Annotated in this window: 26 protein-coding genes; 7 read left to right on the top strand and 19 right to left on the bottom strand. The window is 62.1% G+C overall.

Going from position 1 to position 26498, the window contains the following annotated elements:
• The 17 genes from leuS to HMPREF1022_RS03095 all read right to left on the bottom strand — a co-directional run bounded on the left by leuS (nucleotide 1) and on the right by HMPREF1022_RS03095 (nucleotide 15054).
• Nucleotides 1-2514 (bottom strand): leucine--tRNA ligase, encoded by a 2514-nt coding sequence (leuS, locus tag HMPREF1022_RS03175; protein WP_009301861.1) that lies wholly within the window; start codon nucleotides 2512-2514, stop codon nucleotides 1-3.
• 21 nt (nucleotides 2515-2535) lie between these two features.
• A complete protein-coding gene (gene nusB / locus HMPREF1022_RS03170; protein WP_008684729.1) occupies nucleotides 2536-3027 on the bottom strand; it encodes a transcription antitermination factor NusB in 492 nt (163 codons plus the stop codon).
• Nucleotides 3028-3030: 3 nt separating this feature from the next.
• Entirely contained in the window at nucleotides 3031-3501 is a 471-nt protein-coding gene (gene ribH, locus HMPREF1022_RS03165) for a 6,7-dimethyl-8-ribityllumazine synthase (protein WP_008684728.1), read from the bottom strand.
• Nucleotides 3502-3573: 72 nt separating this feature from the next.
• Nucleotides 3574-4257, bottom strand: a complete 684-nt coding sequence (locus HMPREF1022_RS03160; protein ID WP_009301858.1) for a riboflavin synthase — start codon at nucleotides 4255-4257, stop codon at nucleotides 3574-3576.
• 5 nt (nucleotides 4258-4262) lie between these two features.
• Nucleotides 4263-5420, bottom strand: a complete 1158-nt coding sequence (gene ribD, locus HMPREF1022_RS03155) for a bifunctional diaminohydroxyphosphoribosylaminopyrimidine deaminase/5-amino-6-(5-phosphoribosylamino)uracil reductase RibD (protein WP_008684726.1) — start codon at nucleotides 5418-5420, stop codon at nucleotides 4263-4265.
• Nucleotides 5413-5916: a deoxycytidylate deaminase gene (locus tag HMPREF1022_RS03150; protein WP_009301855.1), complete on the bottom strand. Its 504-nt coding sequence runs from the start codon at nucleotides 5914-5916 to the stop codon at nucleotides 5413-5415. The genes ribD and HMPREF1022_RS03150 overlap by 8 nt, the downstream gene beginning before the upstream one ends.
• A gap of 207 nt (nucleotides 5917-6123) precedes the next feature.
• Entirely contained in the window at nucleotides 6124-7362 is a 1239-nt protein-coding gene (gene glyA / locus HMPREF1022_RS03145; RefSeq protein ID WP_009301853.1) for a serine hydroxymethyltransferase, read from the bottom strand.
• Between the two features lie 274 nt (nucleotides 7363-7636).
• Nucleotides 7637-8884 carry a beta-ketoacyl-ACP synthase II gene (gene fabF, locus HMPREF1022_RS03140; RefSeq protein ID WP_009301850.1) on the bottom strand — a complete coding sequence of 416 codons (1248 nt, stop codon included), beginning with the start codon at nucleotides 8882-8884 and terminating at the stop codon, nucleotides 7637-7639.
• A gap of 202 nt (nucleotides 8885-9086) precedes the next feature.
• Nucleotides 9087-9320, bottom strand: a complete 234-nt coding sequence (acpP, locus tag HMPREF1022_RS03135; protein WP_008684722.1) for an acyl carrier protein — start codon at nucleotides 9318-9320, stop codon at nucleotides 9087-9089.
• A gap of 90 nt (nucleotides 9321-9410) precedes the next feature.
• The gene (gene fabG, locus HMPREF1022_RS03130; protein WP_008684721.1) at nucleotides 9411-10181 is read right to left on the bottom strand and encodes a 3-oxoacyl-[acyl-carrier-protein] reductase; all 771 of its coding nucleotides are present in this window, start codon (nucleotides 10179-10181) and stop codon (nucleotides 9411-9413) included.
• A gap of 225 nt (nucleotides 10182-10406) precedes the next feature.
• Nucleotides 10407-11393: a beta-ketoacyl-ACP synthase III gene (locus HMPREF1022_RS03125; protein ID WP_009301848.1), complete on the bottom strand. Its 987-nt coding sequence runs from the start codon at nucleotides 11391-11393 to the stop codon at nucleotides 10407-10409.
• A gap of 14 nt (nucleotides 11394-11407) precedes the next feature.
• Nucleotides 11408-12442 (bottom strand): phosphate acyltransferase PlsX, encoded by a 1035-nt coding sequence (gene plsX, locus HMPREF1022_RS03120; RefSeq protein ID WP_008684719.1) that lies wholly within the window; start codon nucleotides 12440-12442, stop codon nucleotides 11408-11410.
• Nucleotides 12442-12624 (bottom strand): 50S ribosomal protein L32, encoded by a 183-nt coding sequence (gene rpmF / locus HMPREF1022_RS03115; protein WP_008684718.1) that lies wholly within the window; start codon nucleotides 12622-12624, stop codon nucleotides 12442-12444. Before rpmF ends, plsX begins: the two co-directional genes overlap by 1 nt.
• Nucleotides 12625-12731: 107 nt before the next feature.
• Nucleotides 12732-13304: a YceD family protein gene (locus HMPREF1022_RS03110; protein ID WP_009301845.1), complete on the bottom strand. Its 573-nt coding sequence runs from the start codon at nucleotides 13302-13304 to the stop codon at nucleotides 12732-12734.
• A 68-nt stretch (nucleotides 13305-13372) separates the two neighbouring features.
• The gene (locus HMPREF1022_RS03105) at nucleotides 13373-14005 is read right to left on the bottom strand and encodes a LysE family translocator (protein ID WP_008684716.1); all 633 of its coding nucleotides are present in this window, start codon (nucleotides 14003-14005) and stop codon (nucleotides 13373-13375) included.
• Nucleotides 13999-14319 (bottom strand): GIY-YIG nuclease family protein, encoded by a 321-nt coding sequence (locus HMPREF1022_RS03100; RefSeq protein ID WP_008684715.1) that lies wholly within the window; start codon nucleotides 14317-14319, stop codon nucleotides 13999-14001. Before HMPREF1022_RS03100 ends, HMPREF1022_RS03105 begins: the two co-directional genes overlap by 7 nt.
• A gap of 210 nt (nucleotides 14320-14529) precedes the next feature.
• The gene (locus HMPREF1022_RS03095; RefSeq protein ID WP_009301842.1) at nucleotides 14530-15054 is read right to left on the bottom strand and encodes a hypothetical protein; all 525 of its coding nucleotides are present in this window, start codon (nucleotides 15052-15054) and stop codon (nucleotides 14530-14532) included.
• A 191-nt stretch (nucleotides 15055-15245) separates the two neighbouring features.
• Between HMPREF1022_RS03095 and HMPREF1022_RS03090 the strand changes: the two genes are divergently transcribed.
• The 7 genes from HMPREF1022_RS03090 to HMPREF1022_RS03060 all read left to right on the top strand — a co-directional run bounded on the left by HMPREF1022_RS03090 (nucleotide 15246) and on the right by HMPREF1022_RS03060 (nucleotide 23794).
• A complete protein-coding gene (locus HMPREF1022_RS03090; RefSeq protein WP_008684713.1) occupies nucleotides 15246-15929 on the top strand; it encodes a tetratricopeptide repeat protein in 684 nt (227 codons plus the stop codon).
• 54 nt (nucleotides 15930-15983) lie between these two features.
• Nucleotides 15984-17372, top strand: a complete 1389-nt coding sequence (locus HMPREF1022_RS03085; RefSeq protein WP_009301840.1) for a sigma-54 interaction domain-containing protein — start codon at nucleotides 15984-15986, stop codon at nucleotides 17370-17372.
• 625 nt (nucleotides 17373-17997) lie between these two features.
• Nucleotides 17998-18912 carry an SLC13 family permease gene (locus tag HMPREF1022_RS03080; protein ID WP_009301838.1) on the top strand — a complete coding sequence of 305 codons (915 nt, stop codon included), beginning with the start codon at nucleotides 17998-18000 and terminating at the stop codon, nucleotides 18910-18912.
• Nucleotides 18913-18967: 55 nt separating this feature from the next.
• On the top strand, nucleotides 18968-20362 hold the full coding sequence (locus tag HMPREF1022_RS03075; RefSeq protein WP_009301836.1) for an aldehyde dehydrogenase family protein: 1395 nt from the start codon (nucleotides 18968-18970) through the stop codon (nucleotides 20360-20362).
• Nucleotides 20363-20404: 42 nt separating this feature from the next.
• A complete protein-coding gene (locus HMPREF1022_RS03070; RefSeq protein WP_008684708.1) occupies nucleotides 20405-21526 on the top strand; it encodes an ATP-grasp domain-containing protein in 1122 nt (373 codons plus the stop codon).
• Complete coding sequence (locus HMPREF1022_RS03065) at nucleotides 21526-22416, top strand: succinate--CoA ligase subunit alpha (protein WP_008684703.1); 891 nt, start codon at nucleotides 21526-21528, stop codon at nucleotides 22414-22416. Before HMPREF1022_RS03070 ends, HMPREF1022_RS03065 begins: the two co-directional genes overlap by 1 nt.
• A gap of 274 nt (nucleotides 22417-22690) precedes the next feature.
• Nucleotides 22691-23794, top strand: coding sequence for an alkaline phosphatase family protein (locus HMPREF1022_RS03060; protein ID WP_009301833.1), 1104 nt, complete (start codon nucleotides 22691-22693; stop codon nucleotides 23792-23794).
• A 55-nt stretch (nucleotides 23795-23849) separates the two neighbouring features.
• Here HMPREF1022_RS03060 and recJ read toward each other — a convergent pair whose 3' ends face one another.
• Nucleotides 23850-25574, bottom strand: coding sequence for a single-stranded-DNA-specific exonuclease RecJ (recJ, locus tag HMPREF1022_RS03055; RefSeq protein WP_008684700.1), 1725 nt, complete (start codon nucleotides 25572-25574; stop codon nucleotides 23850-23852).
• Nucleotides 25571-26470, bottom strand: a complete 900-nt coding sequence (locus tag HMPREF1022_RS03050; protein ID WP_008684697.1) for a tetratricopeptide repeat protein — start codon at nucleotides 26468-26470, stop codon at nucleotides 25571-25573. Before HMPREF1022_RS03050 ends, recJ begins: the two co-directional genes overlap by 4 nt.
• Nucleotides 26471-26498 lie beyond the last annotated feature (28 nt).

The following is a 26498-nucleotide window of genomic DNA, read 5'->3' as shown; positions in this document are numbered from 1 at the left end:
CTAATTGGCCACGATGTTGACCAGTTTGCCGGGCACCACCACCACTTTGTGCACGGTCAGATCGGCCGTGTGGCGCTGTACGGCGGGATCGGCCAGGGCTGCCTGTTCCAGGGCGGCCTTGTCCGCTCCGGCGGGCACTTCCAAGGTGCCGCGCAGCTTGCCGTTGACCTGCAGGGCCACGGTGAGCATGTCCTGGGCCGTGGCCGCTTCATCCCATTGGGGCCAGGGCTCGGCGGCAAGTTGCGCCGTGTGGCCCAGACGCTCCCAGAGTTCTTCGCAGAGATGCGGGGTGATGGGCGAGAGCAGGGTCAGCACCGTGGCCATGGCCGAGGAGAAGACGCGGCGCTCTGCCTCGCTCTGTCCCAGTTTTTCGCGCGAAAGGTACATGGCGTTGACCAGCTCCATGACGGCGGCGATGGCCGTATTGAACTGGAAGCGGCCGCCCATGTCCTCTCCGGCCTTTTTTACCGTGAGGTGTTCCCTGCGGCGCAGATCGCGGCTTTCCCCGCTGTTTGCGTCTTCGGCGGAGGAGCCGCAGGCCTTGAGCGGCAGCAGCCGGGCCTCTTCTTCGGTAAACAGCCGCCAGACGCGGGAGAGGAAGCGCGACGCGCCTTCAATACCCGAGTCGGACCAGTCGAAATCCCGCTCCGGCGGGGCCGCGAACAGACAGAACAGGCGCACGGTGTCCGCGCCGTATTTTTTGATCATCTCCGTGGGATCGACCACATTGCCCTTGGACTTGGACATCTTGCCGCCGTCCTTGAGCACCATGCCCTGGGTCAGCAGGTTGGTGAAGGGCTCGGCCAGATCCTTGGGGAAGAAGCCCAGATCGCGCAGCACCTTGGTGAAGAAGCGGGAATAGAGCAGATGCAGAATGGCGTGCTCCACGCCGCCGATGTACTGGTCCACGGGCAGCCAGTATTGCAGGGCTTCGGGCTTGAAGGGGGCTTTGTCGTCGCGGGCGTCGGTATAGCGGGCAAAGTACCAGGAGGACTCCACAAAGGTGTCCATGGTGTCGGTTTCGCGCCGGGCCGGGCCGCCGCAGCAGGGGCAGGCACAGTTCGCGAAGGAGGGCGTTTCCGGCAGGGGAGAGCGGCCGTCGTCGCGCACTTTTACGTCCAGGGGCAGGAGCACCGGAAGGTTTTCTTCCTTTTCCGGCACCACGCCGCACTTTTCGCAGTAAATCACCGGAATGGGCGCGCCCCAGAAGCGCTGGCGCGAGATGTTCCAGTCGCGCAGGCGGAACTGGGTGGTGGCTTTGCCCTTGCCGTCCTTTTCCAGGGCTTCGGCCACGGCCTTTTTGCCGTCCTCGTTGGGCATGCCGTCAAAGGAACCGGAATTGACCATGATGCCGGGTTCTGTCCAGGCTTCGGTCATATTTTGAGGATCGAGCTGACGCCCCTCGGGACTGATGACCACCCGTACAGGCAGACTGTACTTGCGGGCGAAGTCGAAGTCGCGCTGGTCGTGCGCGGGCACGCCCATGACCGCGCCGGTGCCGTAGTCGGCCAGGACGAAATTGCCCAGCCAGAGCGGCACGCGTTGGCCGGTGAAGGGGTGCAGGACGTATGCGCCGGTGAAGATGCCTTCTTTTTCCAGGGTGTCGGACTGGCGGTCCAGGCGGTCCATGTTCCGGATGCGTTCCACAAAGGCGCGCACGTCCCCGGCTTTTTCGTAGCCCTCAATGAGCTTTTCCACCAGGGGATGTTCCGGGGCCAGGGTCATGAAGGTCACGCCGAACACGGTGTCCGGCCGGGTGGTGAACACCTCGATGCCCCGCACGCCGCCAATGCTTTTTTCCAGGCCGAAGCTGATGGCCGCGCCCGTGGATTTGCCGATCCAGTTGCGCTGCATGGCCAGCACGCGGTCCGGCCAGCCGCCTTCCAGGCGGGAGAGGTCGGCCAGCAGTTCGTCCCCGTAGGCCGTGATCTTCAGGAACCACTGGGTCAGATCCTTCTGTTCCACCCTGCTGTCGCAGCGCCAGCAGAGGCCGTCGATGACCTGCTCGTTGGCAAGCACAGTATGACAGGAGGGGCACCAGTTCTGCGGGGCCTTTTTACGGTAGACCAGGCCTTTTTCCAGCAGGCGCAGGAAGAACATCTGTTCCCAGCGGTAGTATTCCGGGCGGCAGGTGGCGATTTCGCGCGACCAGTCATAGGAATAGCCCAGGCGCTGCAACTGGGCGCGCATATTGTCGATATTGGCGTAGGTCCACTGGGCCGGGTGCACGTGGTGCTTGATGGCCGCGTTTTCGGCGGGCAGGCCGAAGGCATCCCAGCCCATGGGGTGCAGCACGTTGAAGCCCTGCATGCGTTTGCAGCGCGCCACCACGTCGCCGATGGAATAGTTGCGCACATGGCCCATGTGGATGTTGCCCGAGGGATAGGGGAACATCTCCAGCACGTAATATTTGGGCTTGTCGCTCTCATGGGTGCTGGAGAAGGCGTTTTCCTTCCGCCAGCGGGCCTGCCATTTTTCTTCGATAGCCTGCGGATTGTAGCGTTCTTGCGTCATGTGCGGATACCGTGCGGCGGGTTAGGAATTGGCGGGGGCCTGACCCGCGGACGGCACCAGTTCGCCGCTTTCCAGGGCCTTGGCCGCCGCGTCCAGAATGCCGTTGACGAAGTTTTTGGCGTTGTCTTCGCCGAACTGGCCGCTCAGCTCCAGCGCCTCGTTGATGGCCACCTTGGGCGGCACGTCCTGGCGGTAGAGCATTTCAAACACGGCCAGGCGCAGCAGGGTCAGTTCGATGCGGCCCATACGGTCCACCCGCCAGTTGTGGGAAAAACGGCTGATGGCCGTGTCCAGTGCGGCGCTGTTGCCCCAGACGCCTTCCACCAGTTCCCAGGCGAAGCCCGTGGGCTCGCTGCCGAGATCCTGCTCGTCCATGGCCGTATTGTGGGGGGAGAGCACAAAGGCCCGGCGCAGGTCCGCGCGGCTTTCCGCCGGAGTGAAGGAAAGCCCGTAGAGCACCTGAAAGGCCAGTTCGCGCGCGCCCCGGCGGGTGGTGTTCTTAGCCTTGCTCATGGATTACAACTGCTCCAGCACGCGGATGGTTTCCAGCATGGCTGCGGCGGCTTCCACGCCTTTGTTGCCGCCCTTGGACCCGGCGCGTTCAATGGCCTGCTCGATGCTGTCGCAGGTCAGCAGGCCGAAGCCGATGGGCGTGCCGGACCCCAGCATGGCCTGGGCAATCCCTTTGCTGGCCTCGGCGCAGACATAGTCGAAGTGCGGGGTGCCCCCCCGAATCACCGCGCCCAGTGCCAGAATGCCGTCGTATTTGCGCGCATCGGCCAGCTTCTGGCAGACCAGGGGCAGCTCGAACGCGCCGGGAATGCGCACCAGGGTGATGTCCGCCGGGTCCAGGCCGTGGCGTTCCAGATAGTCCAGAGCGCCGCCCACCAGGCGGTCCACGATGAAGTCGTTGAAGCGGGTTGCCACGATGGCGACCTTCAGGCCTTTGGCGTCGAGCCGGCCCGCGATGGTTTTGACTTGGTTCATGTAAACTCCTGTGCTGTGCAAGACGATGGCAAAAATACGTTTGCTTACTACTATAGAGGAGTAACGCTTTTTTTATATGAATCCGTTGCGCAGCAGCAGCTCCCGGCTGAGGCCCGCGCCCGTTCGCGTTGCCGCGTCGTTTCCGGCATCCTTGCCGGACAACCCTGACCAGGGGCCCAGCAGGCTGCGCACATATTTGCCGATGAGGTCCGTTTCCATATTGACGCGCGTGCCGGGCCGCCACAGGCGCATGGTGGTGCGCTTCTGCGTGTCGGGAATGATATTGACCTCCAGAAAATCCGGGCCGCAATCATTGACCGTCAGACTGATTCCGTCAAGGGCCACCGAACCTTTGGCAATGACTTCGGGGCCGAAAGATGCCGGAAATTCCAGGCGGCAGCACACGGATTGCCCGGAGGGGCGCACTTCGCGCACCGTGGCCAGGCAGTCCACATGGCCGCTGACCAGATGGCCGCCCAGGCGGTCGCCCAGAGCCAGAGCCCGTTCCAGGTTGACCAGATCCCCGTTGAGCAGAGTGCCCAAAGTGGTGCGCGCCAGGGTTTCCGCTGAGGCGTATGCCGTGAAGCCCTCGCGGCTGTGGCTTTCCACCGAAAGGCAGGCGCCGTTGACCGCGATGGATTCGCCGTCGATGACGTCCGTCAGGGTGAACAGGGGGCGGATGGCCAGGCGGCATTCCGTGCCGTTTTTGCGCAGGGAGGTTATTTCGCCCTGTCCCTGGATGATGCCTGTGAACATGCGGCTCAGGCCCCCTGGCCAGCGTCAGGCGGGACCGCCGGACGCAGCAGAATATGGACATCGTTGCCGCAGAGGCCGGTACGGCTGACCCGCAGGCGCAGGGCCTCGTCCAGGCTCAGGGGCGCACGCCCGGCGAACAACGGACGGGCATCGCTGTCGCCCAGGATCATGGGCGCGAGATGCAGATGGAATTCATCCACAAAGCCCGCTTCCAGCAGGGCCAGGGCCAGACGTCCGCCGCCTTCGCAGAGCACATAGGGGCAGCCCAGTTCCCGGCGCAGGGCCCGGAACAGTTCGGGAAAATCCGGGCCGCCTTGCGGGCCGGGTCCCAGGGCCAGCACGCGTACACCCATTTGGCGCAGGGCCTGGGCCGTGGTAGAGGCCGCCGCGGCCGGGGAGGCCAGAAAAATCGTCTGGCCGGGGCGTTCCTTGAGCAGATGGAAGTCAGCGTCAGGTTTGGGCAGGCGCGAAGTCAGCAGGCAGGCCAGGGGCTGCGGGCCGTCGTAGCCGTCCTCGCGCGCGGTCAGCCGGGGATTGTCCGCCCGGAAGGTGCCCCCGCCCACCAGCACGGCCCCGCCGCTCAGTCCCAGACCCGCGCGCAGTTCCTGCACTTCATGGCGGGATGTCTCGCAGCTGATCCACTGGGACTGGCCGTTGCGTGTGGCGATCCGTCCGTCCAGGGTGGCGGCCATCTTCAAAATGACATAGGGCCTGTCCGTGCTTTGCCAGACCAGAAAATCTGCCACCAGATCGCGGCATTCCGCTTCGCAGACCGGGCCGAGCACTTCCATTCCGGTATCGCGCAGGCGGGCCGCGCCGCCCGCGGCCTGGGGATTGGGGTCCGCCAGGCCCATGACCACCCGGCTGATGCCCGCGTCCAGGATGGCTTGGGTGCAGGGCGGCGTCTTGCCCTGGTGGTTGCAGGGTTCCAGCGTGACCACCAGGGTGCAGCCTTTGGGGTCCACGCCCCGCGTCGCCGCGTCTTTCAGGCAATCCACCTCGGCGTGGTCCTGTCCCGCCTCATGGTGCCAGCCGCGCGCCACAACCCGGCCGTCGCGCAACAGCACCGCCCCCACCGTGGGGTTGGGGCAGGCCTTCCAGCGGCCCTGTTCGGCCAAGGCTATGGCCTCGCGCATGAACGGAGCGAAATCCTGTTCAGTCATGGCGTTTTTCTCCGCTCATGCCCCCGGGCATACCGCTGATGCGGGGCGGGGTGAAGGGGAATTGTTCCACCGTGACGCCGGCCTCCCGCAGCATGGCCGTGGCCAGGTCGTCGGGATAGTCCTCGGCGTAATAAATGCGGCGGATGCCGCAATTGATCAGCATTTTGCTGCACAGCACACAGGGGTGGGTAGTGCAGTAGAGTTCGGCGCCCTGAATGTTGATGCCGTGCACTGCGGCCTGGATGATGACGTTCTGCTCGGCGTGCAGGCCGCGGCAGATCTCATGGCGCTGGCCCGAAGGAATGCCGAGCTGCTCGCGCAGGCAGCCCACCTCCAGGCAGTGGGGCACGCCTGCGGGCGCGCCGTTGTAGCCTGTGGCCAGAATTCGTTTGTCTTTGACGGCCACGGCACCCACCCGGCGGCGGGTACAAGTGGAACGCTCGCTCACCAGGTAGGTGATATTCATGAAATAATCAGGCCAGGGCAGTCGTTGCATAGGACGCTCACAAAAAGATTTCCAGCAGTTTACACAGAGGCGGCCCAAAAGCCAAGCCGCGCGGAGTGCGGCACGGAAAACGAAACAGGCCGCGCAAACGGCCTGTTTGAGAGCGGTTCACGCTTTTTAATCGTGCATTGCTCTATCCTGATGAATCATAAAAATTGGGGGAGGGAGCCCCTCCCCCAAAAAACGAAAGGACGCGGGCTACCAGGTGAACAGCGGGAACTGGCGGGCGAAGTCCTCCACATTCTTGCGAATGCGGGTCAGCTCCTGGGCATCCTGGCGTTTTTCCAAAGCCTCCACGATGAAACCGCCCACCGTGCGCATATCTTCCTGTTGCAGGCCGCGCGTAGTCAGGGCCGCCGTGCCCAGGCGGATGCCCGAGGTCACAAAGGGCGAGCGGGTTTCAAAGGGCACGGTGTTCTTGTTCACCGTGATTCCGGCTTGGTCCAGGGCCTGTTCGGCGTCCTTGCCGGTGATATCCTTGTTGGTTAGGTCCACCAGCATGAGGTGGTTGTCCGTGCCGCCGGAGACGAGTTCGAAACCGGCGTCCATCATGGATTGGGCCAGAGCGGCGGTATTGTCGAGCACCCGCTGCTGATAGGCCGCGAAGGCCGGGCGCAGGGCTTCGCCGAAGGCCACGGCCTTGGCCGCGATGACGTGCATCAGCGGGCCGCCCTGGATGCCGGGGAAAATCTGGCTGTTCAGGGTCTTGGCGTTGTCCTCGCTGGAGAGGATCATGCCGCCGCGCGGGCCGCGCAGGGTTTTGTGCGTGGTGGTGGTGGTGATATGGGCGTGGGGAATGGGGCTCTCGTGCAGACCCACGGCCACCAGGCCCGCGATATGGGCCATGTCCACCATCAGTTTGGCCCCCACCTCGTCGGCGATGGCCCGGAAGCGGGCAAAGTCGATGCGGCGCGGATAGGCGCTGGCCCCGGCCATGATTACGGCGGGCTTATGCTCGCGGGCCAGAGCGGCCACTTCGTCATAATCGATGCGGCCTGTTTCCTTGCGCACGCCGTAGGAAACGACCTTAAACAGGCGACCCGAGAAGTTCACCGGGCTGCCGTGGGTCAGATGCCCGCCGTGGGAGAGATTCATGCCCAGGATCACGTCGCCGGGCTTGAGGCAGGCGAAATAGGCGGCCATATTGGCCTGGGAACCGGAATGGGGCTGCACGTTGACGTAGCCGCAACCGAAGAGCTGCTTGGCCCGGTCCTGGGCCAGGGTTTCGGCGATGTCCACGTATTCGCAGCCGCCGTAATAGCGCTTGCCGGGATAGCCTTCGGCATATTTGTGGGTCAGCACGCTGCCCTGGGCTTCGCGCACGGCGGGCGAAACAAAGTTCTCAGAGGCGATCAGTTCCAGTTTGCTCACCTGCCGGTCGGATTCCAGAATGATGGCCCGGGCCAGCTCCGGATCTTGAAGCAGAATTTCGTCCATGAACGCTTGTCCTTTGCTTACGGATTTCCGCGGAAATCAGTAAACACCGGTCGTGAGACCGATGCGCCGCCGCGGGCGGCGGAGGCAAGGCGCAACCGCGTTTGCGCCGCCGATCTCGCGGTAAACTGAAAATTTTACCGCGCATATCTGTAAGAATGCTGCCCGCCACGGCGGCGGGCAGTGTTGTTCGCAACATATTTTGCAGGATCGTCAGCGAAAAAATTTGTCTTTTCGCTAAAACCCTAGGCTGGTGAAGCGCGGCGTTTAGTAGCGCTTACTCGGTCCACTTTTTCAGAATCAGGCTCGCATTGGTGCCGCCGAAGCCGAAGGAATTGCACATTGCGTATTCACAGGCAACGTGCCGCGAGCCGTCCGCCAGATAATCCAGATCGCACTCAGGGTCGGGATTTTCCAGGTTGATGGTGCCGGGCAGCATTTCTTCTCGCAGGGCCAAGGCCGTGAAGACCGTCTCAATGCCGCCCGCCGCGCCCAGCAGGTGTCCGGTCATGGACTTGGTGGCGGAGATTTTGATCTTCCCGGCGTGCTCGCCGAAGACCAGCTTGATGGCCTTGGTTTCCGTGCTGTCGTTGAGTTGGGTGGAGGTGGCATGGGCGTTGATGTGACCCACGGCCTCGGGCGCGATGCCCGCCTCGCGCAGGGCGTTCTGCATGGCGCGAGCCATGCCCTCGCCGGTGTCGCAGGGGGCCGTCATGTGATAGGCGTCGCCGGAAGCGCCGTAACCGGCCACTTCCGCGTAAATCTTCGCGCCGCGCGCCCGGGCGGATTCAAGACTTTCCAGCAGCAGGAGGCCCGCGCCCTCGCCGATCACAAAACCGTCGCGCTTGCCGTCAAAGGGGCGGGAAGCGTGCGCGGGGTCGTCGTTGTAATGGGTGGACAGGGCCTTGAGGGCCGTAAAACCGGCCACGCCCAGAGGCGTCACCGTGGCTTCCACGCCGCCGGAAATGGCGGTGGTGGCCCGTCCCAGCAGAATTTCGCTGTAGGCCGTGCCCACAGCGTGGATGGCCGAGGCGCAGGCTGTGGTGGTGACGATGTTGGGGCCTTTGGCCCCGGTGAAAATGGAGATCTGCCCCGGTCCCATATTGGAAATCAGCATGGGAATCATAAAGGGCGAAATTTTGTTGGGCCCGGCTTCCAGCAGCTTGGTGTGGTACGTCTCCAAGGTGTGCAGGCCACCAAGGCCGACGCCGAGGATCACGGCCACATCGTAGGCAGTGGCCTCGGTGACTTCAAAGTCGGCGTCCTGCAACAGCATCTTGGCCGAGGCCACGGCAAACTGGGTGAAGCGGTCCATGCGCCGCACCTGTTTGGGAGGCATATAGTTCTCGGGCACGAAGTTTTTCACTTCGCCGGCGATGCGTGAATCGTAGGCCGAAGCGTCAAACAGCGTGATGGGCGCGATGCCCGACTCGCCGGCAAGCAGGCGTTTCCAGGTGGTTTCAATGTCGTTGGCGAGAGGCGTAACGCCGGCTACGCCGGTGATCACTACGCGGGGACGGGTCATGCGGACTCCTTTTGGGCGGGGGGCCGATTCCCCCCGCTCTGCGGATGACTACCGGCCAAGGCATGTGCCGTTGCGCAACGGCGCGAAACCGCGTCCGCGCCTGTCGCGCATCCGCCGGAAACGCTAGGCCGCCGGATGCGGAACGGACATGCCCCGTTCCGGCTGCGGCCCTTTATGACAAAGGAACCGCCGCCGGGCCGTACTATTTTTTGTTTTCAATATAAGAAATGGCGTCCTGGACCTTGAGAATTTTCTGGGCGTCGTCATCGGCGATTTCGATGTCGAACTCTTCTTCCATGGCCATGATCAGTTCGGTCAGGTCCAGGGAATCAGCGCCGAGGTCTTCCACGAAGGAGGCTTCAGGCTTCACTTCATCGGCGCTCACGCCCAGTTGGTCCACAATGATTTTTGTTACTTTTTCCGCGACATCAGACATGGTATCCTCCAGGTAATATTGACTCTTATCATATGCCCCGGTGGCGCGCAGGCGCTCCGGGCGCGTTGCCGCAGGGTTGGGCGCGCCGTCTCAGCAGTACATGCCGCCGTTGACGGCCAGCACCTGTCCGGTGATGTACCCGGCTTTGTCCGAAGCCAGAAAAGCCGCGGCCTCGGCCACATCCTGGGCCACGCCCATGCGCTTCAGAGGAATGGATTCCACATAGCTCGCGCGCACGTCGTCGTTCAGGGCCGCCGTCATATCGGTTTCAATGAAGCCCGGAGCCACGGCATTGACCGTGATCTGGCGGGAGGCCAGCTCCTTGGCGCAGGATTTGGTGAGGCCCAGCAGACCGGCCTTGGCCGAGGCATAATTGATCTGTCCGGCATTGCCCATCTGGCCCACCACCGAAGAAATATTGATGATCCGCCCTTTGCGTCTTTTGCTCATGATCTTTGCGGCTTCACGAGTGCAGACAAAGGCTCCGCGCAGGTTGACGGCCAGGACCTTGTCGAAATCCTCGTCCTTCATGCGCACCAGAAAGCCGTCCTTGGTGATGCCTGCATTGTTGACCAGCACGGCCAAGTCCACCTTGTCCTTGATTTCTGCGGCGAAAAAATCCGCCACGGCCGCGCTGTCGCCCACATTGAGGGCGAAGGCACGGGCCCGGCCTCCGGCCGCCGTGATTTCGGCCACGGCCTGTTCCGCCTCTTCGGGGCGGCTCACATAGGTGAGAAAAACCTGAAAGCCGTCGCGGGCAAGGGTCTTGGCGATGGCCCGACCGATGCCGCGCGAACCGCCGGTCACCAGGGCCGTGGGGAGCGTCTCTGCGGCGGAAGGCGTGGACTGCGCTGTGCTCATGCTGGTTCTGCCTTTGCTGTGGGAACGTGGAATGCTGTTTATAGCTCAGACACGGGGGAATTTCAATGCGCGCGTACATCGGTCAGTGGCGTGGCCCGGCACGGGATGCGGTGATTATAAGAATTTTTGTCCTTTGCCGGGAAGGCGAACGCCGGGCGGTATGAATTTCGCACGGAGCGAGCCTGACGCAGGCAATGGGCAGAAAGACCATCAACCGACGCTTCCTTAAAAGCGCAACAGGGCCGCCCCCCAAGTGAGTCCGGCGCCGAAAGCCGTCATCAGCACGCGGCTGCCCGGCGCTATGCGCCCGGCGGCACGAGCTTCAGCCAGCGCCAGCGGAATGGAGGCCGACGAGGTATTGCCGTACCTCTCCACATTGGTGAACACGCGGTCCTCGGCAATGTTCAGGCGGCTGCCCACAGCTTCAATGATCCGCATATTGGCCTGATGCGGCACAAAAAGGTCCACATCCTCAATGGAAAGACCGTTGCGGGCGAGAATCTGCTCGCAGATGCGCACCATCTGGCGCACGGCGTGCTTGTAGGTCTCACGGCCCTGCATGGTGATGAAAAAGTTTTCGTCGGTGGGCTGGCCCAGGCCGTAGCGGCAGGCCGTGCCGCCGCCCACGGTGATCAGGTCTCGCTGGTTGCCGTCGCTCTGGCAGATGACGTCTTCCACTCCGGCTAGGGCTTTGTCCGCCGAGGCCGTGAGCACGCAGGCCGTGGCCGCGTCGCCGAACAGCACGCAGGTGGAGCGGTCGCTCCAGTTGACGCGGCGGGTCAGGGCTTCGGTGCAGACGAAAAGGATACGCGCCTCCGGGGCCTGGCAGAGCATGGCCCGGCAGATGGAAAGACCGTACAGAAAGCCCGAGCAGGCGGCGCTGAAATCAAAGGCCATGACCGGGCCCGCTCCCAGCTTTCCGGCCAGAATGCAGGCCACGGAAGGGGAAAGCAGGTCCGGCGTGCAGGTGGCCGCGACGATGTGGGTCAGGTCGCCCGCGTTGATGCCCGCATTTTCCAGGGCGCGGCGGGCGGCGACCAGGCCGAGATCCGAGGCGTTGTCCGTATCCGCCAGCTTGCGGCGCTGTTTGATGCCGGTGCGCGCCACGATCCACTCGTCGTTGGTGTCCACCAGTTTTGCCAGATCGTCATTGGTCAGCACCGTGTCCGGCGCGTAGGCGCTCAGCGCGTGCAGATGGCAGGTTGCAGTCATGGCGTGTCCGTCAGTTAGATGGCGCGGGAGAAACGGGTCAGCTCTTCGTTGGCCAGGATGGTTTCGGCAAGGCGGTCATTGGTGCCCTTGCGCACGAACGTACCGCTCATCTTGATGGCGTTGCTCATGGCACGGGCGCTGGAACGGCCATGGCAGACAATGGCCAGACCATGCAGGCCGAGCAGCGGCGCGCCGCCGTATTCGGCATAGTCGATGGTGCGGGCGAAGCGCTTGAACGCGCCCTTGGCCAGCATGCCGCCCAGAGCGGGCAGAAGGCCCGAGGTAAAGACGCGTTTGAGCATGCGGATCAGGGAGGCGGCCAGGCCTTCGCTCATCTTGACCACCACATTGCCCACAAAGCCGTCGCAGATGACCACATCAATATCGCCGGTGAAAATATCACGGCCCTCGGCATTGCCGATGAAGTTGATGTTCTGGGCCATCTTCAGCAGCTCATAGGCTTCCTTGACCTGGCAGTTGCCCTTGCCTTCCTCTTCGCCGATGCTCAGCAGGCTCACGCGCGGCGCGGCATAGCTGAGCAGGTCGCGGGCAAAGGCGTCGCCCATGAGCCCGAACTGGAAGAGGTGGTACGGGCGGCAGTCCACATTGGCTCCGGCGTCCAGCACCACCACGGGATTTTTTTCCGTGGGCAGCAAGGCGGCCAGGGCCGGACGCTCCACGCCGGGCAGACGTCCCATGATGAACATGCCGCAGGCCACCGTGGCCCCGGAGTGCCCGGCGCTGACCACGCCGTCGGCCGCGCCTTCCTTGACCAGGCGGCAGGCCACCTGGATGGAGGCGTTTTTCTTGCGGCGCAGGATGTCCGAGGGCTTTTCGTTCATATGCACCACATCATCGGCCTGGACAATATCGAAATGCACGTTAGCGAGGTCGATCTTTGCCAGCTCGGCCTCCAGCTTGGGGGTGTCGCCCACAAGCAGCACATGCAGATCGTGGAGACGGGCGGCCTCAATGGCGCCCGGCACCACCACAGAGGGGCCGAAGTCCCCACCCATGGCGTCCACGGCGATGATGGGGCGCTCGTTCATTATTCGGTTTCGGTTTTGGCGATCACCTGGCGGCCCTTGTACGCGCCGCAATTGGGGCAGACGCTGTGGGGCACGGTGGGTTCGCCGCAGGAGCAGTAGATGACGGCGGGAGTGGCCACGCGGTCATGGGAACGGCGCATGCCCTTGCGGGAACGGGATTTCTTATTCTGCTGAACAGCCATGGTATTCTCCTTTTCCGGCAGGCCGGAATGCTTGAACGAAATAACGCGGTTTAAGGATAATACCCAACCGCAAGACAAAACGACATAGCCGAATTTTTTGCAAATGTCTAGGTTTTATGCAGGGTGAGGCCGCGCAAAACCGCCAGCCGGGGATCGCCTTCATCCGGGATGCAGCCGCAGGTTCCATTGTTCAGGTTGGTCCCGCACTGGGGGCAGAGCCCCTTGCAATCCGTCTTGCAGAGCGGATTGACCGGCAGAGCCAGCACGAACTCCTCCCAGCAGACAGCGGCCAGATCCAGCATGGGCATGGTGCGCTCATAGACGATGCGGCTTTCCGTTGTCTCGGCGTCAGCCGCTCCGTTGCCGCCGCTCGCGTTCAGGACGGCATCAACATCGTCCTCGCCCGGCAGTTCTTCGAAGTCTTCAAAGTCGGTCCGGATGTCGACCACGGTATCTTCAGCGCAACGGTTGCAGGGCAGCACGACCTGACCGCACAGTTCGCCGCGCACCAGACAGCCGCCCTCGGTGGGCAGCACGCTGATATGCGCGTTGAGGGGCTCGCTTATCCGGCAGTCCATGCCGAATTCCCGCATAGGCGTCTGCCAGATGGCCGGGTCGTCCAGGTCGAATTCCTTGCCGTCCGGCGGCAGGTCATTGATGGATATACGATATTTCTGCATGCTAACCTCGAAGGGGGGTGTTCATACCCGCCGCGCCCGGCCCTGTCAAGGGCGGGCGGATCGGGCGTTCAGGGCCCGGTGAAGAGGAGGACCACGGCGAGCCCGGCGAAAACCAGTCCGGCGGCCCTGTGGACCAGAATCTGGCCGCGCTGGGAGCGGTTGAACCAGAGGGCCAGGCGGCCGCCCAATACGGCCACGGAGAAAAAGACCAGAACGGTAGCCAGCATGAACAATGTGCCCAGCATCAGCACCTGCACGACCACCCCGCCCAGTGCCGGATTGCAGAACTGGGGCAGAAAAGCCAGGAAAAAGAGGGTGACCTTGGGATTGGTCACATTCATCACGATGCCGCGCCGATACAGGGCGACATAACCGGGAAAGGCGGCCCCTCCGCCCGGGGTATGGGCCAGCAAGGCCCCTGCCCGGAAGGACATCCAGGCCAGATACAGCAGATAGGCCGCGCCCGCGCATTTCAGAATGGTGAAGGCCAGGGGCGAGGTCTGAAAGATGGCCGCCACGCCCAGGGCCACCGCCGTGGTATGCACGCACAGGCCGGTCACCAGGCCCAGAGTGGTCACCAGACCCGCGCGCACGCCGTAAACGGCGGACTGGGTGAGCACGAAAATATTGTCCGGGCCGGGCGCAATGCCCAGCAGCAGGGAGGCTGCGAAAAAGGTCAGCAAAACCTCGGGGCTCAACACGGCGCAACGACTCCCTGTTGCAGAAAAAGGATTTTTTCAGCGCGGGGCCGGGCCTTGACCGCGCATTCCAATCGCAAGGCCGCGCTCTTGTGGGCACAGACGCGGCTCGCCAGCAGGCGCACGGGCCGTCGTCCGCTGGTGTAGCGTGCCCCGCCGGGCGCAAGCCCGTTGTGCTGGGCCAGCCGCCGCGCGAGATCCGTGGTGACGCCGCAGTACAGGGTGCCGTCGGCGCATTCCAGCAGATAGACGTGCCAGTGGGTCGCGGCCCCGCCGGTGCGGGCGGGACGCGCCGAAACGCGTATGTCTTGTGTCATGCGGATCCGGACATAGGCCGGGAAAACCGGCGCGCTTGTTTATGCCAGAGTATTTCAACATTCAAATACGCTGGGGACTGTTTCCATTAGGATTTTCGTTCTCTGCCGGGGAAGGCGAGTCCCGAGCGGCGGGAGTATATGCAAACCCGACCTTCGCACGGGGCGATCCTGACGCAGGCAGGGGGCGAAAGGAGAATTTAGAAACAGGCCCTAGTCAAAGCCTCCGGCAAGCCAGGCGGTCAGCAGAAAACAGACCAGCCAGTTGCCGATGCGCCAGGGCCAGGGGTTGGGTTCGCGGCCCTGCATCAGCAGGCGCATGTCGCGCATGCTGCCCGCCACGCTGCCCACAATGTGAAAAAACACAAAGCCGATGCCCGCCAGCAGGCCGAACTGGGCCAGACAGACCAGAAAAAGGGCAAACGTGATGCAGGGCGCGAGGCAGGCGTTCTGCTCCATGCGTCCGCTGGTCCAGATATGGCCGAAGCGCAGGCCGCCGGTGCCGAAGCCGCGCCGGAATTCCGCGCCGCCGAAACCGCGCCCGCTGTGTCGGTCCTGATCGTCGAATGCGCCGGCATGGCCGTTGCGGCGGTCATGTTCCTGTCCCGGCTCCAGTACTTCGGCGTCCAGCACCCGGCGCTGCTCACTGCTTCCGGAAGTCCCGGACGCGCCGGAAATTCGCTCCGGCAGATTGGCGCCGTTGTGCTGTTCATGCGGATTGCTGGGGGAAGGGGTCATGCCTCTCCTCCTGGGTGGTACGGGCGGCAGGGCGCCTGGCCACTGAAAAATGAAAAAACGTCGTTCATGTTCCGGTTGTGCCTTGTGCTGGGGCCAGCGTCAAGTGCGGCTTGCCTTTGGCCGGGCTCGGCTGTATCGTCATTCCCCATAAAAACCGGCCCGCCGGGGCTGGAAGCGTGAAGGAGAAAATCATGAAAAAATATTGTCTGGCGGCCCTGCTGGCCGCTGTATTGAGTTTCGCCTGCGGCGCGACGAGCATGGTCCAGGCCGCGCCCGTCGCCACTTCAGCGGCAACGGACAAAATTCTGCAGGAGGCTTGGACGGCCTACAATATCGGTGAGTACAAAAAGACCCTGCGTCTGATTCAGCCCCTGGCCGGGGACGGCAATCCCCGTGCCCAGGTGATGCTGGGCCGCTGCTACGAAAACGGCCTGGGCGTGCCGCAGGACTTGGCCGTGGCCGCCCAATGGTACCAGCTGGCCGCCGAGCAGAACTACAGCGAAGCCCAGGTGCTGCTGGCCTATTGTTATGAAGTGGGCGCCGGGGTGCCCAAGGATCCCAGGGCCGTGGTGACCCTGATGACCCGCGCGGCCAATTCTGGCAATGCCGAGGCCCAGTTCAATCTGGCCCTCTATTACAGCCAGGGCATGTATCAGACCGCCAAGGACCAGAAGGAAAGTTTCCGCTGGGCCAAGCTGGCCGCCGACCAGGGGTATGCCCAGGCCGAGCGTTTCGTGGGCGCCTGCTATGAATACGGCATCGGCGTGCCCGCCAACCCGGCGGAAGCCGCGCTCTGGTACAACAAAGCCGCCGCGCAGGGCCTTGCCAAGGAAGGTAATGTGTTCAACCGGGTACGTGAATACCCTATGCCGTAACGTCATGTGCTCGTATCGGTCGCTTTCACGGCCGGTACGAGCAGAGTGGGAGCTATGGGCAAGAGGGAATTGCGGGACACTCTCATCAAGGTGGCCATGAGCAACCTTCCTACAGGCGCGTTCATTTGCGACAGGGAAGGCGTGGTACAGTTCATCAACGCCGCGTATGCCAAGTATCTGGGTTTGCGCCCGGAAGAGGCCATCGGCCGCCATATTACCGAACTTATCCCCACTTCGGGCATCCCGGCGGTGCTGCGTTCACGCAAGGCCGAGCTGCGCCAGATACGGCGTTTCCCCAACGGCGGCGCGACGCTGATCGTCAATCGCGTGCCGCTCTTTGATGATGACGGCGAGCTGATCGGGGCCTTGAGCATGACCCTGTTCGATACGGCGGACCAGGTCAGGGACCTTCTGGAGCACGTGCAGTGCCTGGACAAAAAGGTCAGTTCCTGCCAGCGGCGGATCAAAAGCGCTCTGTCTTCGCCTTACACGGTTGAATCCATTATCGGCAAAAGTGAAAGCATCGCCGCCTTCAAATCCCTTTTGCTGCGCTATGCCCGTACGGGTGCGGCGGTGCTCATTCTCGGCGCCACGGGAAGCGGCAAGGAGCTGGCCGCGGGCGCCATCCATGCCGCCAGTTCCCGCGCCGAAGGCCCGTTCGTAAGTATCAACTGCGCGGCGATCCCCAAGGAACTTTTTGAGTCCGAGGTCTTCGGCTACGCGCCGGGCGCGTTCTCGGGCGCGCGCAAGGAAGGGAGCGTCGGCAAGATTGAAGTGGCCCATCAGGGCACGCTTTTTCTCGACGAGGTGGGCGACCTGCCCTTGCAGGCGCAGGCCAAGCTGCTACGCGTTCTTGAGGAAAAGCGTCTGTTCCGCCTGGGGTCCTCCCAGCCACGGGATGTGGATTTCCGCCTGGTGGCGGCCACCAACCGGGATCTCGAAGCCATGATCACGGCCGGGACATTCCGCGAGGATCTTTACTACCGTATCAATTCCATGAAATTGCGCCTGCCCTCTTTGCGCGAACGCCGCGGGGACATCCCCCTGTTGGTGCGTTTTTTTCTCGACCACATGGGCGCGGGCGAAACCATCTGTACGGAAGAAGCCATGCATGCTTTGATGGCCTATTCCTGGCCCGGCAATATCCGCGAGCTGCACAATGCTGTGGGCCATGCCTTGAGTCTGTGCCGCGAGGGCCGGGTTTCTCCGGCGGACCTCCCTCCCGAATTGCGCCGCCACACGCTTTGTCTTGACGAAAATGCCGATGCCAAGGGCAGATTGCGCGCCATTGCGCGGAGCAGCGAGGCCCAGACCCTTTTGCTGACCCTGCGCGAACAGGGCTGGAATGTGGCCAAAACCGCCCGCTTCTTGGGCCTGTCGCGCGCGGGGATTTACGTCAAGATGCGCCGTTTCGGCATTCGGCGCGGCCAGAGCGGCATGTAATACGTTTTTTTCATGTCAGCGCAGCCCTGCGCCCTGCCTCGGTTTTTCCCGGCGGCAGGGCTTTTTATTGCCCCACAGCCTTCCGGCCATAGCCCGCGCTCTTTCCTTCAAAGCGGTGCAGCACGCCTCGGATTGACTCTGTTCCCTGACACTCCATGCCATCCTGTCTTCAGGTTTTGTGATTTTATGATCTATTCGTCTATTATTTTAGACATATTTTATACAAATGCCTAAAATAATAGACATATATGTATTTAAAAATATAGAAATGTATTCTTGGATAATAGTACAATACACTAATTTTTAACTATAATTCAGCATAAAGTCATACATCTCTGTTCTGGTATGGAGCTTGCTATAAAAGTCACAATTAGGCGGCGCGGAGAACAAGCCGTATTGCAATGCCCAAACTCAGAGAGGTGATGTATGGCAGGGTCAAGTGGCGCATTGGGCGACAATAGAAGGAATGTTCTGATCTTCTTTCTGGCTTTGGCAGTCATGGCAATAATTATCGTCCTGCCGACACCGGAACCGTTTTACAAGGGCACGGAGGCCATTCCTCTCACGGCGCAGGGCAAGATTGTCATGGCCGCGCTCTGTTTCGCGGTAATTCGGACGCGCGCTGATGATCGGCGTTGTTTACGGCGCGCTGATCGGCGGTACGGCCACGCCCGCCGGATGCGGTCCCAATGTGATCGCCATGCAGTATGTGCGTGACATCGCCCACCTGGATGTGACCTTTGCCCAGTGGATGATCGTGGGCGTGCCCGGCGCCATGCTCATGGTGCCTCTCGGCTGGTTCTGCCTCATGAAATTCTTTCCGCCCGAATTCCGTGAAATTCCCACTAGTCTCGACAGCATACGCACTGAACTTCAGGAGCTCGGCGGCCTGAGCGGCAAGGAAATCCGCACGCTGCTCGTCTTTTGCATCATGGTCGTGCTGTGGCTTTTCGGCGCATACCTGACGCCTCTGCTCGGCTTCAAGCTGCCGGAAGCTTTTGTGGCCCTGCTGGGTTTTGTGCTGCTGTTCCTGCCCGGCCTCAGAGTGTTCGACAATTGGAAAGAGGCTTCCAATTCCATTGACTGGGGCGGTTTGGTGCTCATCGCCGGCGGTATTTCGGCGGGCATGCTGCTGGCCAGCACGGGCGCGGCCCGCTGGGTGGCCTGGGGGCTGCTTTCCGATGTGGGCGGGTTTCATCCCGTTCTGCGGGTGATCGCCGTCATCAGCCTGGTGGAAGGACTCAAGATTTTTTTTTCCAGCAACAGCGTCACCGGCGCGGTGGTCATGCCGTTGATCATTTCTCTGGCCATGGATATCGGCATGAATCCGTGGATTCTGGCCGGTCCTGCCGGTATCGCCCAGAGCATGGCCTTTATCATGGTCACCTCTTCCCCGACCAATGTGATTCCCTATTCCTCCGGCTACTTCCGGATCGCGGATTACGCCAAATGCGGCGTCGCCATGACCGTCATCGCCATCCTTTCCGTGACCTTCTCGGTTGCCGTATTCGGACGCTTTGCCGGCATGAACATCTGGTAGGCCCGGCATCCCCGTGCATCGCGGCCGCAACAAACTTTTTACCAGGGAGATTCTTATGAAAACAGTCGCTGAGCAGATGGAACTGGCCCGCAGGGCTCAGGAGGCCGTGGCCGAATATACGCAGAAGCAGATCGACGAGGTCTGCCTGGCCGTCGGCTGGGAAGTGTACCGCGACGACAATATCGCAAAACTGGCCCGCATGGCGGTGGAGGAAACCGGCTACGGCAATGTGGAAAGCAAGATTCTCAAACACAAGCGCAAGGTCGGCGGCGTCATGCACGACGTGAAAGGCGCGGTCAGCGTGGGGCTTATGGAGCGGGACGAAGCCAGCGGCATCTCGAAATACGCCAAGCCCGTGGGCGTGGTCTGCGCTATTCTGCCGGCCACCAACCCCACGGCCACCTGCGGCGGCAAGGCCGTGGGCATTCTCAAGGGGCGCAACGCGGTCATCTTCAAGGCCAGTTCCCGCGCGCTCCACTGCACCGCGGAAACCGTCAGGATGATGCGCGAAGGGCTCAAAAAGGTGGGCGCTCCCGAGGATCTGATCCAGATTCTGGAGGATTCCGGCCGCGACGGCATCGCGGAACTGATGAAAGCCTCGGATCTGGTGGTGGCCACGGGCAGCGGGGCCGTGGTGCGGGCGGCCTATTCCAGCGGCACCCCGGCTTACGGCGTGGGCCAGGGCAACGCGGTGGCCATTGTGGCCGAGGACGCGGACCTTGTGGAAGCCGCCGAAATGATCTGCGCCAGCAAACTCTTTGACTACGCCACGTCCTGTTCCTCCGAGAACGCGGTCATTGCCGTGGCGGACGTCTACGAGCGGTTCATGGAGGAAATGCTGGCCCACGGCTGCCATCTGGTGAGCGGCGCGAACCGGGAAACACTCCGGAACCATATGTGGAAGGTCAATGCCAAGGGCAAGCTTGCCCTCAACCCGGGCGTTATTGCCAAGTCCGCCCAAGTTATCGCCGACGGCGCGGGCATCAGTATCCCCGACGGCACGGACATTCTGCTGGTGGAAGGCCGGGAGCCCATTGCCCAGGACAAGTTCCACGACGAGAAAATTTCGCCGGTGCTCACCATCTACAAGGCCGCTGACTTCCAGGACGCCTACCGTATTCTCACGGAACTGACCAGCAGGGTGGGGCGGGGCCATTCCTGCGGCATCCATACCTGGAGGCGGGATTACATCGACTATCTCGGCACGCACATGAAAACCTCGCGTGTGACCGTGCGCCAGCCCATGAGCGCGGGCAACGGCGGGCATCCCTTCAACCGCATGCCGTCCACGGCCACTCTGGGCTGCGGCACTTGGGGCGGCAACATCACCACGGAAAACGTCCACTGGAAACAGTTTATCAATGTGACCTGGGTCAATGAGCCGGTATCTCCCTGGGGTTTCACGGACGAGGAAATGTGGGGCGAATTCTGGAAGAAGCACGGCAAATAAGCCCTCGCATGCCGGATTGGATTTTCTGAAAAAGGAGCGGTTATGAATCTTTTTGAATACCAGGCCAAGGAAGCCTTCCGGGAATGCGGCATAACCACGCCCAGGGGAGTGCTTGTACGGTCCGTGGAAGAACTGGACGCGGCTTTTGCTGAAACGGGTTTTCCCTGCGTGCTCAAATCCCAGGTGTTACGGGGCGGGCGCGGCAAGGCCGGGCTGATCAGGATGGTCGGTGATGCGGAAACAGGCAAAAGGGAAGCCGGGGAACTGTTCGCTTCCGCGCACAACGTGCGCATGCTTCTGGTGGAGCAGGCCGTGGATATCGCCCGTGAAATATATTTGTCCATTACCGTGGACCCGGTTACGGGCACGGCGCTGCTCATGGGCTGCGCCGAGGGGGGCGTGGATATTGAAAGCCTGGCCGCCACGCAGCCGGAAAAGATCGTTCGCGTGCACGTGGACATGGCCGAGGGGCTCGGCGGCTATCATGTGAACAATCTGATCTACGGCATGGGGCTTTCAGGCGAGGAAGCCAAACAGGTCGGCGCGGCGGCGCGCGGACTGTACAAGGTTTTCCGCGCCTGTGACGCCCAACTGGCCGAAATCAATCCGCTCTTCATCACCAGAGACGGGCAGGCCGTGGCCGGGGACGGCAAATTGATCATCGACGATAATTCCCTGCCCAGGCAGCCGCGCTATCCTCTGAGCCGCGATTATTTCGATTCGGACGTGGAGTTCGAGGCGGCCCGGGAAGGCATCCCCTATCTGCGCTTCGACGGCGACATTGCGCTGATGTGCGCTGGCTCCGGCCTGACCACCACGGTTTTCGACCTCATTCACGACGAGGGCGGCAGCGTGGCCACCTACGTGGACTTCGGCGGGGCCAACTACACGCGGGCCGTGCGGGCCATGGAGCTCTGCCTTGAAACGCCCAGCAAGGTGATTCTGGTGGTCACCTTCGGCACCATCGCGCGGGCCGACGTCATGGCCGAGGGCGTGGTGGAGGCCATCAAAAAGCTGCATCCCAAGGTGCCCGTGGTGCTGCGCATTCGCGGCACCAATGAGGCGGAGGCGTTTGAAACCCTGAAACAGGCCGGTCTCGCCAATCTGTACGATACTGAGGAAGCCGTGTGCAAAGCCGTGGATCTGGCGGCGGGGAGGGCATAATGAGCATTTTCGTCAATAAGGACAGCCGGGTGGCGGTCCAGGGCGTTACGGGCAAGGAAGGTTCGTTCTGGACCAGGCACATGAAGGAAATGGGCACCCAGGTGGTCTTCGGGGTCACGCCGGGCAAGGAAGGGCAGGATGTGGCCGGAGTGCCGGTATACCACAGCGTGCGTCGGGGCATGCGGGAGCATCCCGCCGACGTGGCCATGCTCTTCGTGCCGCCGCGTTTCACCAAGGACGCCATTTTCGAGGCCCTGGACGCGGGCATCCGCAAAATCTGCGCCACGGCCGACGGCATTCCCCTGCACGAAAGCGTGCAGATCCGCAAAGCGGCCCTTTCCTGCGGGGCCATGGTGGTGGGGGGCAATACCACGGGCATCATTTCCGTGGGCGAGGCCCTGCTGGGGATCATCCCCTACTGGATCGACAGCGTGTATAAAAAAGGCCATGTGGGGGTCATGACCCGCAGCGGTTCCCTGACCAATGAAGTGACCGCCGAGATCATCAAGGGCGGCTTCGGGGTCACCACCCTGGTGGGCGTGGGCGGCGACCCGGTGCCCGGCACCCGCTTCGCCGAGCTGTTGCCCATGTACCAGGAAGATCCGGACACGCATGCCCTGGTGGTCATCGGCGAGCTGGGCGGCAGCATGGAAGAGGAGGTGGCCGAGGCCGTGGAAGCCGGGGTGTTCAGCAAACCCCTGGTCGTCTTCATGGGCGGGCGCACCGCGCCCGAGGGCAAGCGTATGGGGCATGCCGGGGCCATTGCCAGCCACGGGCACGGCACAGTGAAGGGCAAAACGGCCGCTCTGCTCAGGGCCGGGGCCGGGGTGGCCGCAAAGCCCGGCGAAGTGGGGCCGTTGCTGCGGGAAATGCTGGGCAGCGCAACGTAAGCAGAACGGGGCGTCGCGTTATTCCGTATTGAATGTTTTGCCGAAGGCTGCGCGGCCTTTCCAACAGCACGAGACGTGATCACCGGCGGTAAAACCGCCGGTGATCACGTTGACGGCCCCTGCGGGCCGGGGCGTCCGTGCCCTGATACGCAAGGGAATAAAATTTTATCCTGTTGCGGAAGGTGCGTAAGATAGACTGAAATTCATGGTCGGCTCTATGGCATAGTATTCCGTTTCGTTATAAAAATGAGAAAAAAGTGAAAGGAGCCGGGGTATGGAAAAAGTGCTGATACTTGTCATTGACGGTTGCGCTCCAGAATATTTTACGGAAAAAACAGCGCCTCATATCTTCCGGCTGGCAAAGAAGACTGGTTTTGCGAAGCGCATTCTATGCGCCGTGCCGTCCGTGACCAATGTCAATCATGCCTGCATTTTGTCGGGAAAATGGCCGGAAGAAACCGGCGTGGTGGGCAATTATTTCTACAATCTTGAAACAGGGCGGGAAGGATTTATAGAAGAACGGGGCTATATGAAAGCGCCCACGATCTTGCAGCGTTGTAAGGAAGCGGGCGGCAAAACCGCCCTTTTGACGGTAAAGGGCAAAATTCTCGGAGTCTATGGCGACGGCGCGGACATCGGCATCAGTGCCCAGACACCGGATCGCGGGCAGCTCGAGCAGTACGGCCTGGACATGCCGCCCGCCATACAGAGCGGTGAAAGCACGCAATGGATCATAAAGGCGGCGTATCAGTGTATAAAAATCGCTGATCCCGACATGGTGTATTGCACGACAAATGACTACATCTTTCACCATTATGCGCCGGGGCACAAAGAGGCGGTCGCGCAAATTGCCGCGATTGACGAATATGTGGAAAAAATCTGTACCCTTGATCCCGGCAGGCAGATTTATATCACGGCCGATCACGGCATGAATCAGAAGTCAACTATCGTCAATTTTCAGAGCATAGCGGAGCGGGCTGGATTTGCTGTGTATTGTCTGCCGCCGTTAAAGGATCGCTATGTTGAAAATCATATCTACCAGGAAGGCGGGATGCTGTATGTGTTTTTAAAAGATAAAAGTCAGGCCGCCGCATTTTTTGATTTTGCGAAAAATCACCACCATGTCGAACAGGTCTTACCTAAAGAGGAAGCGGCAGAAATTTATCATCTCCCTGCGGGACGAATTGGAGATTATGTGCTTTTTTCGGGAAAAGACAGCGCATTTGGAGAAGTGGAGGGTGAATGCATCACGACCGATGCTTCACGGACGCACGGATCTTTACATGAAAGAGATATCCCGCTTGTTGCCCTGAATCCTGCCGCGTCTGAAGAGAAGTATTTATATAACAAGGATATTGTTGCGCGGCTGTCGCTATGATTCAGCGCCGGGCTTTGCCCGTGTTCAGCTTTCAGTGAGTCATTCCGCCGCCGTGTTACACGGGCTGCCAGTCCTTGACGCCCAGATCCACGGAGACGATGCCGTTATAGGTATCCAGGCGGGGCGTGTAGGCCAGGCGGATGGTCTGACCCACCAGGGAAGGCGGCAGAGCCTCGGCCATACGCCAGGCTTTGGCCGACAGGGTGACGCCGCTTTTCTGGTCCTGAACGCGCAGCAGCACATGCTCGCGGCTGTGTCCCAGAAAGGAGCGCTCCTTGACCAGCAGGGGCGGCGAGGCGAATACCGGTTCGGCATTGCCCGGTCCGAAGGGTTGCAGAAGCTCCAGCTCTTTTAAAAAGCACTGTTCACCGGCACGGGCGAAATCCAGCTCGCATTCCAGAGTCAGGGTGGGGCGGAGCGGCTCCGGCCCCAGCGCTTCGGCGGCCACGGCGTCGAAGCGCTCGCGGAATTCTTCCAGGCGTTGCGGCTCCAGGCGCACTCCGGCGGCCAAGCGGTGCCCGCCGAAGCCCAGCAGGCAGGGGGCCGTGGCCGCGAGGCCCGAATGCAGGTCGAATTCGCGCACCGAGCGGCCCGAGCCCTTGAGGTTGCCCTGATCCTCACAGAGAATGATGGTGGGGCGGTAAAATTCATCCACAATGCGTGAAGCCACAATGCCCACAATGCCGGGGTGCCAGTCCTGGCCGTAGAGCACAAGGCTTGCGCGCGGTCCGCGCGAAAGCTGCTTCTCGGCCTGGACGCGGGCCGCGGCGTGGATACGCTCCTCCTCGGCCCGGCGTTCGGTGTTCAGGGCGTCCAGTTGCGCGGCCAGGCGCGCGGCGGCCGCGTAATCCTTTTCGCGCAGCAGCTGCAGGGCCAGCTCCGCCTGTCCCATGCGCCCGGCGGCGTTGATGCGCGGGGCCAGACGAAAAACGACCTGCCCGCTGCTCAGGGAGGCGGCCGCGTCAAAACCGCTGACCACCTTGAGGGCCGCCATGCCGGGGCGTGCGGCTTTGGCCAGTTTGCCCAGGCCGCCGCGTACCAGAATGCGGTTCTCGCCGGTCAGGCGCATGACGTCGGCCAGGGTGCCCAGAGCCACCAGATCCAGGGCCTCGTCCATTTTGTAGCGCTTGTCCGTATGCGGGGCCAGAGCCGCGTTGACGGCGGCCATGAGATAAAAAGCCACGCCCACCCCGGCCAGATGCGGGCAGGGCGAAGCCTCGGCCTCGTCCAGGCGGGGGTTGCAGATGGCCTGGGCCGGGGGCAGTTCCGCCGGGGGCAGATGGTGGTCGGAAATGACCACGGTCATGCCCAGCTCCCGCGCGCGGCGCACGGCTTCCAGGTCCGAAATGCCGCAGTCCACGGTCAGCAGAATGCCGTAGCCTTGCGCGGCCAGGAGTTCGATCTGGGGGATGTTCAGGCCGTAACCCTCGCTGCGGCGGTCGGGCAGATGGTGCCCGGCCATGATGCCGTGGGCTTCCAGGACATCCAGGGTCAGGGTGGAGGCCGTGATGCCGTCCACGTCGTAGTCGCCCCAGACAGCCAGCTTTTTGCCGGACAACAGTTCCTGGGCCAGCAGTTCGGCGGCCTGCGGAATCTGGGGCCAGCAGGAGGGCGGCGTGAGCGCGTTCAGACGCGCCGACAGAAAATCCTCCATGGCCTCGGCCTCTGTCAGGCCTCGCTTCCAGAGGATTTCCAGCAGGAGCGGCGAAATGGAAAGCTGCTCGGCCCAGCCGGAGGGCGGCGTGCCGGGCGGCCCTTCGCGGAACTGCCAGTTTTTCACGAAGCCTGGTCCTGCGCCGGAGCGGCCTGGGCCGCCTGGGCCACGGCGCGCAAAGCCTTACGCACGGCTTCCTGACGCTCTTCCGGCACCAGATTTTTTTGAATCATCCAGGCCAGGAATTTCAGCGAAGGCTCATGCTTGGGAGCGATTTCCAGGGCTTTGAGCAGATTGTCGATGCAGCCGTTGATGTCCTTGGTTTCCAGGAGCGCGCGGGCCATGTTCATGTACAGGTTTTCATCGCTCTGCGAGAGTTGCAGGGCGCGCTCATAATACTCCACGGACTGTTGCAGCATCTTGTTCTTGCGCAGATTAATGCCGAATTCATTGAAAAGATGCTTGTGCTCGGGCTCGAACGCGCCGTCCAACTTGACCAGGCGCTCGAAAATATCCTGGGCCTTTTCCGCGTCGCCGCGTTCCATATAGGTCAGGCCGATGCCGAAGTTGGCCCGCACGTTTTCCTCGTCCACCTTGAGCGCGCGGGAATATTCGTATTCGGCGGCGAAATTTTCGCCTTTTTCGCGGTGGTTGTCCCCGTTGTCCACGGAACGTTGCAATTCCTGCATCTTGGGATAGACGGAATTGAGGTAGAACTCCGGTTCCGGCGCGAATTTGCTGATCAGCTCGTCCATGGTGATCTTGCGCTTGGGGCCGCTGGGCACGTAATTGGGATTGAGCGGCTGGCACTCGATGACGTCGCCGTGCTGCTCAATGAACCAGAAGGTTTTCTGCACGGTTTTGCGGGTGGTGGTGCCTGTGCCCACCCGGCGGATTTCCTGGGTGGAAAACACCCCGCGCACCTCGGCCTTGTTGGTTTCGGCAACGGCAGCTCTGGAGGCGGCGGGCCGGGGGGCGCTGAGCGCCGGGTTTTGAGGGGCGGAGGCTTGTTCTTCGGGCATAATGTTTCCTTACGGATCTACGCGGTAA

The organism is Desulfovibrio sp. 6_1_46AFAA, from assembly GCF_000224635.1.
In the GTDB taxonomy this organism is placed as follows: Bacteria; Desulfobacterota; Desulfovibrionia; order Desulfovibrionales; family Desulfovibrionaceae; genus Desulfovibrio; species Desulfovibrio fairfieldensis.
This window is presented reverse-complemented; position numbering and strand designations above follow the sequence as displayed.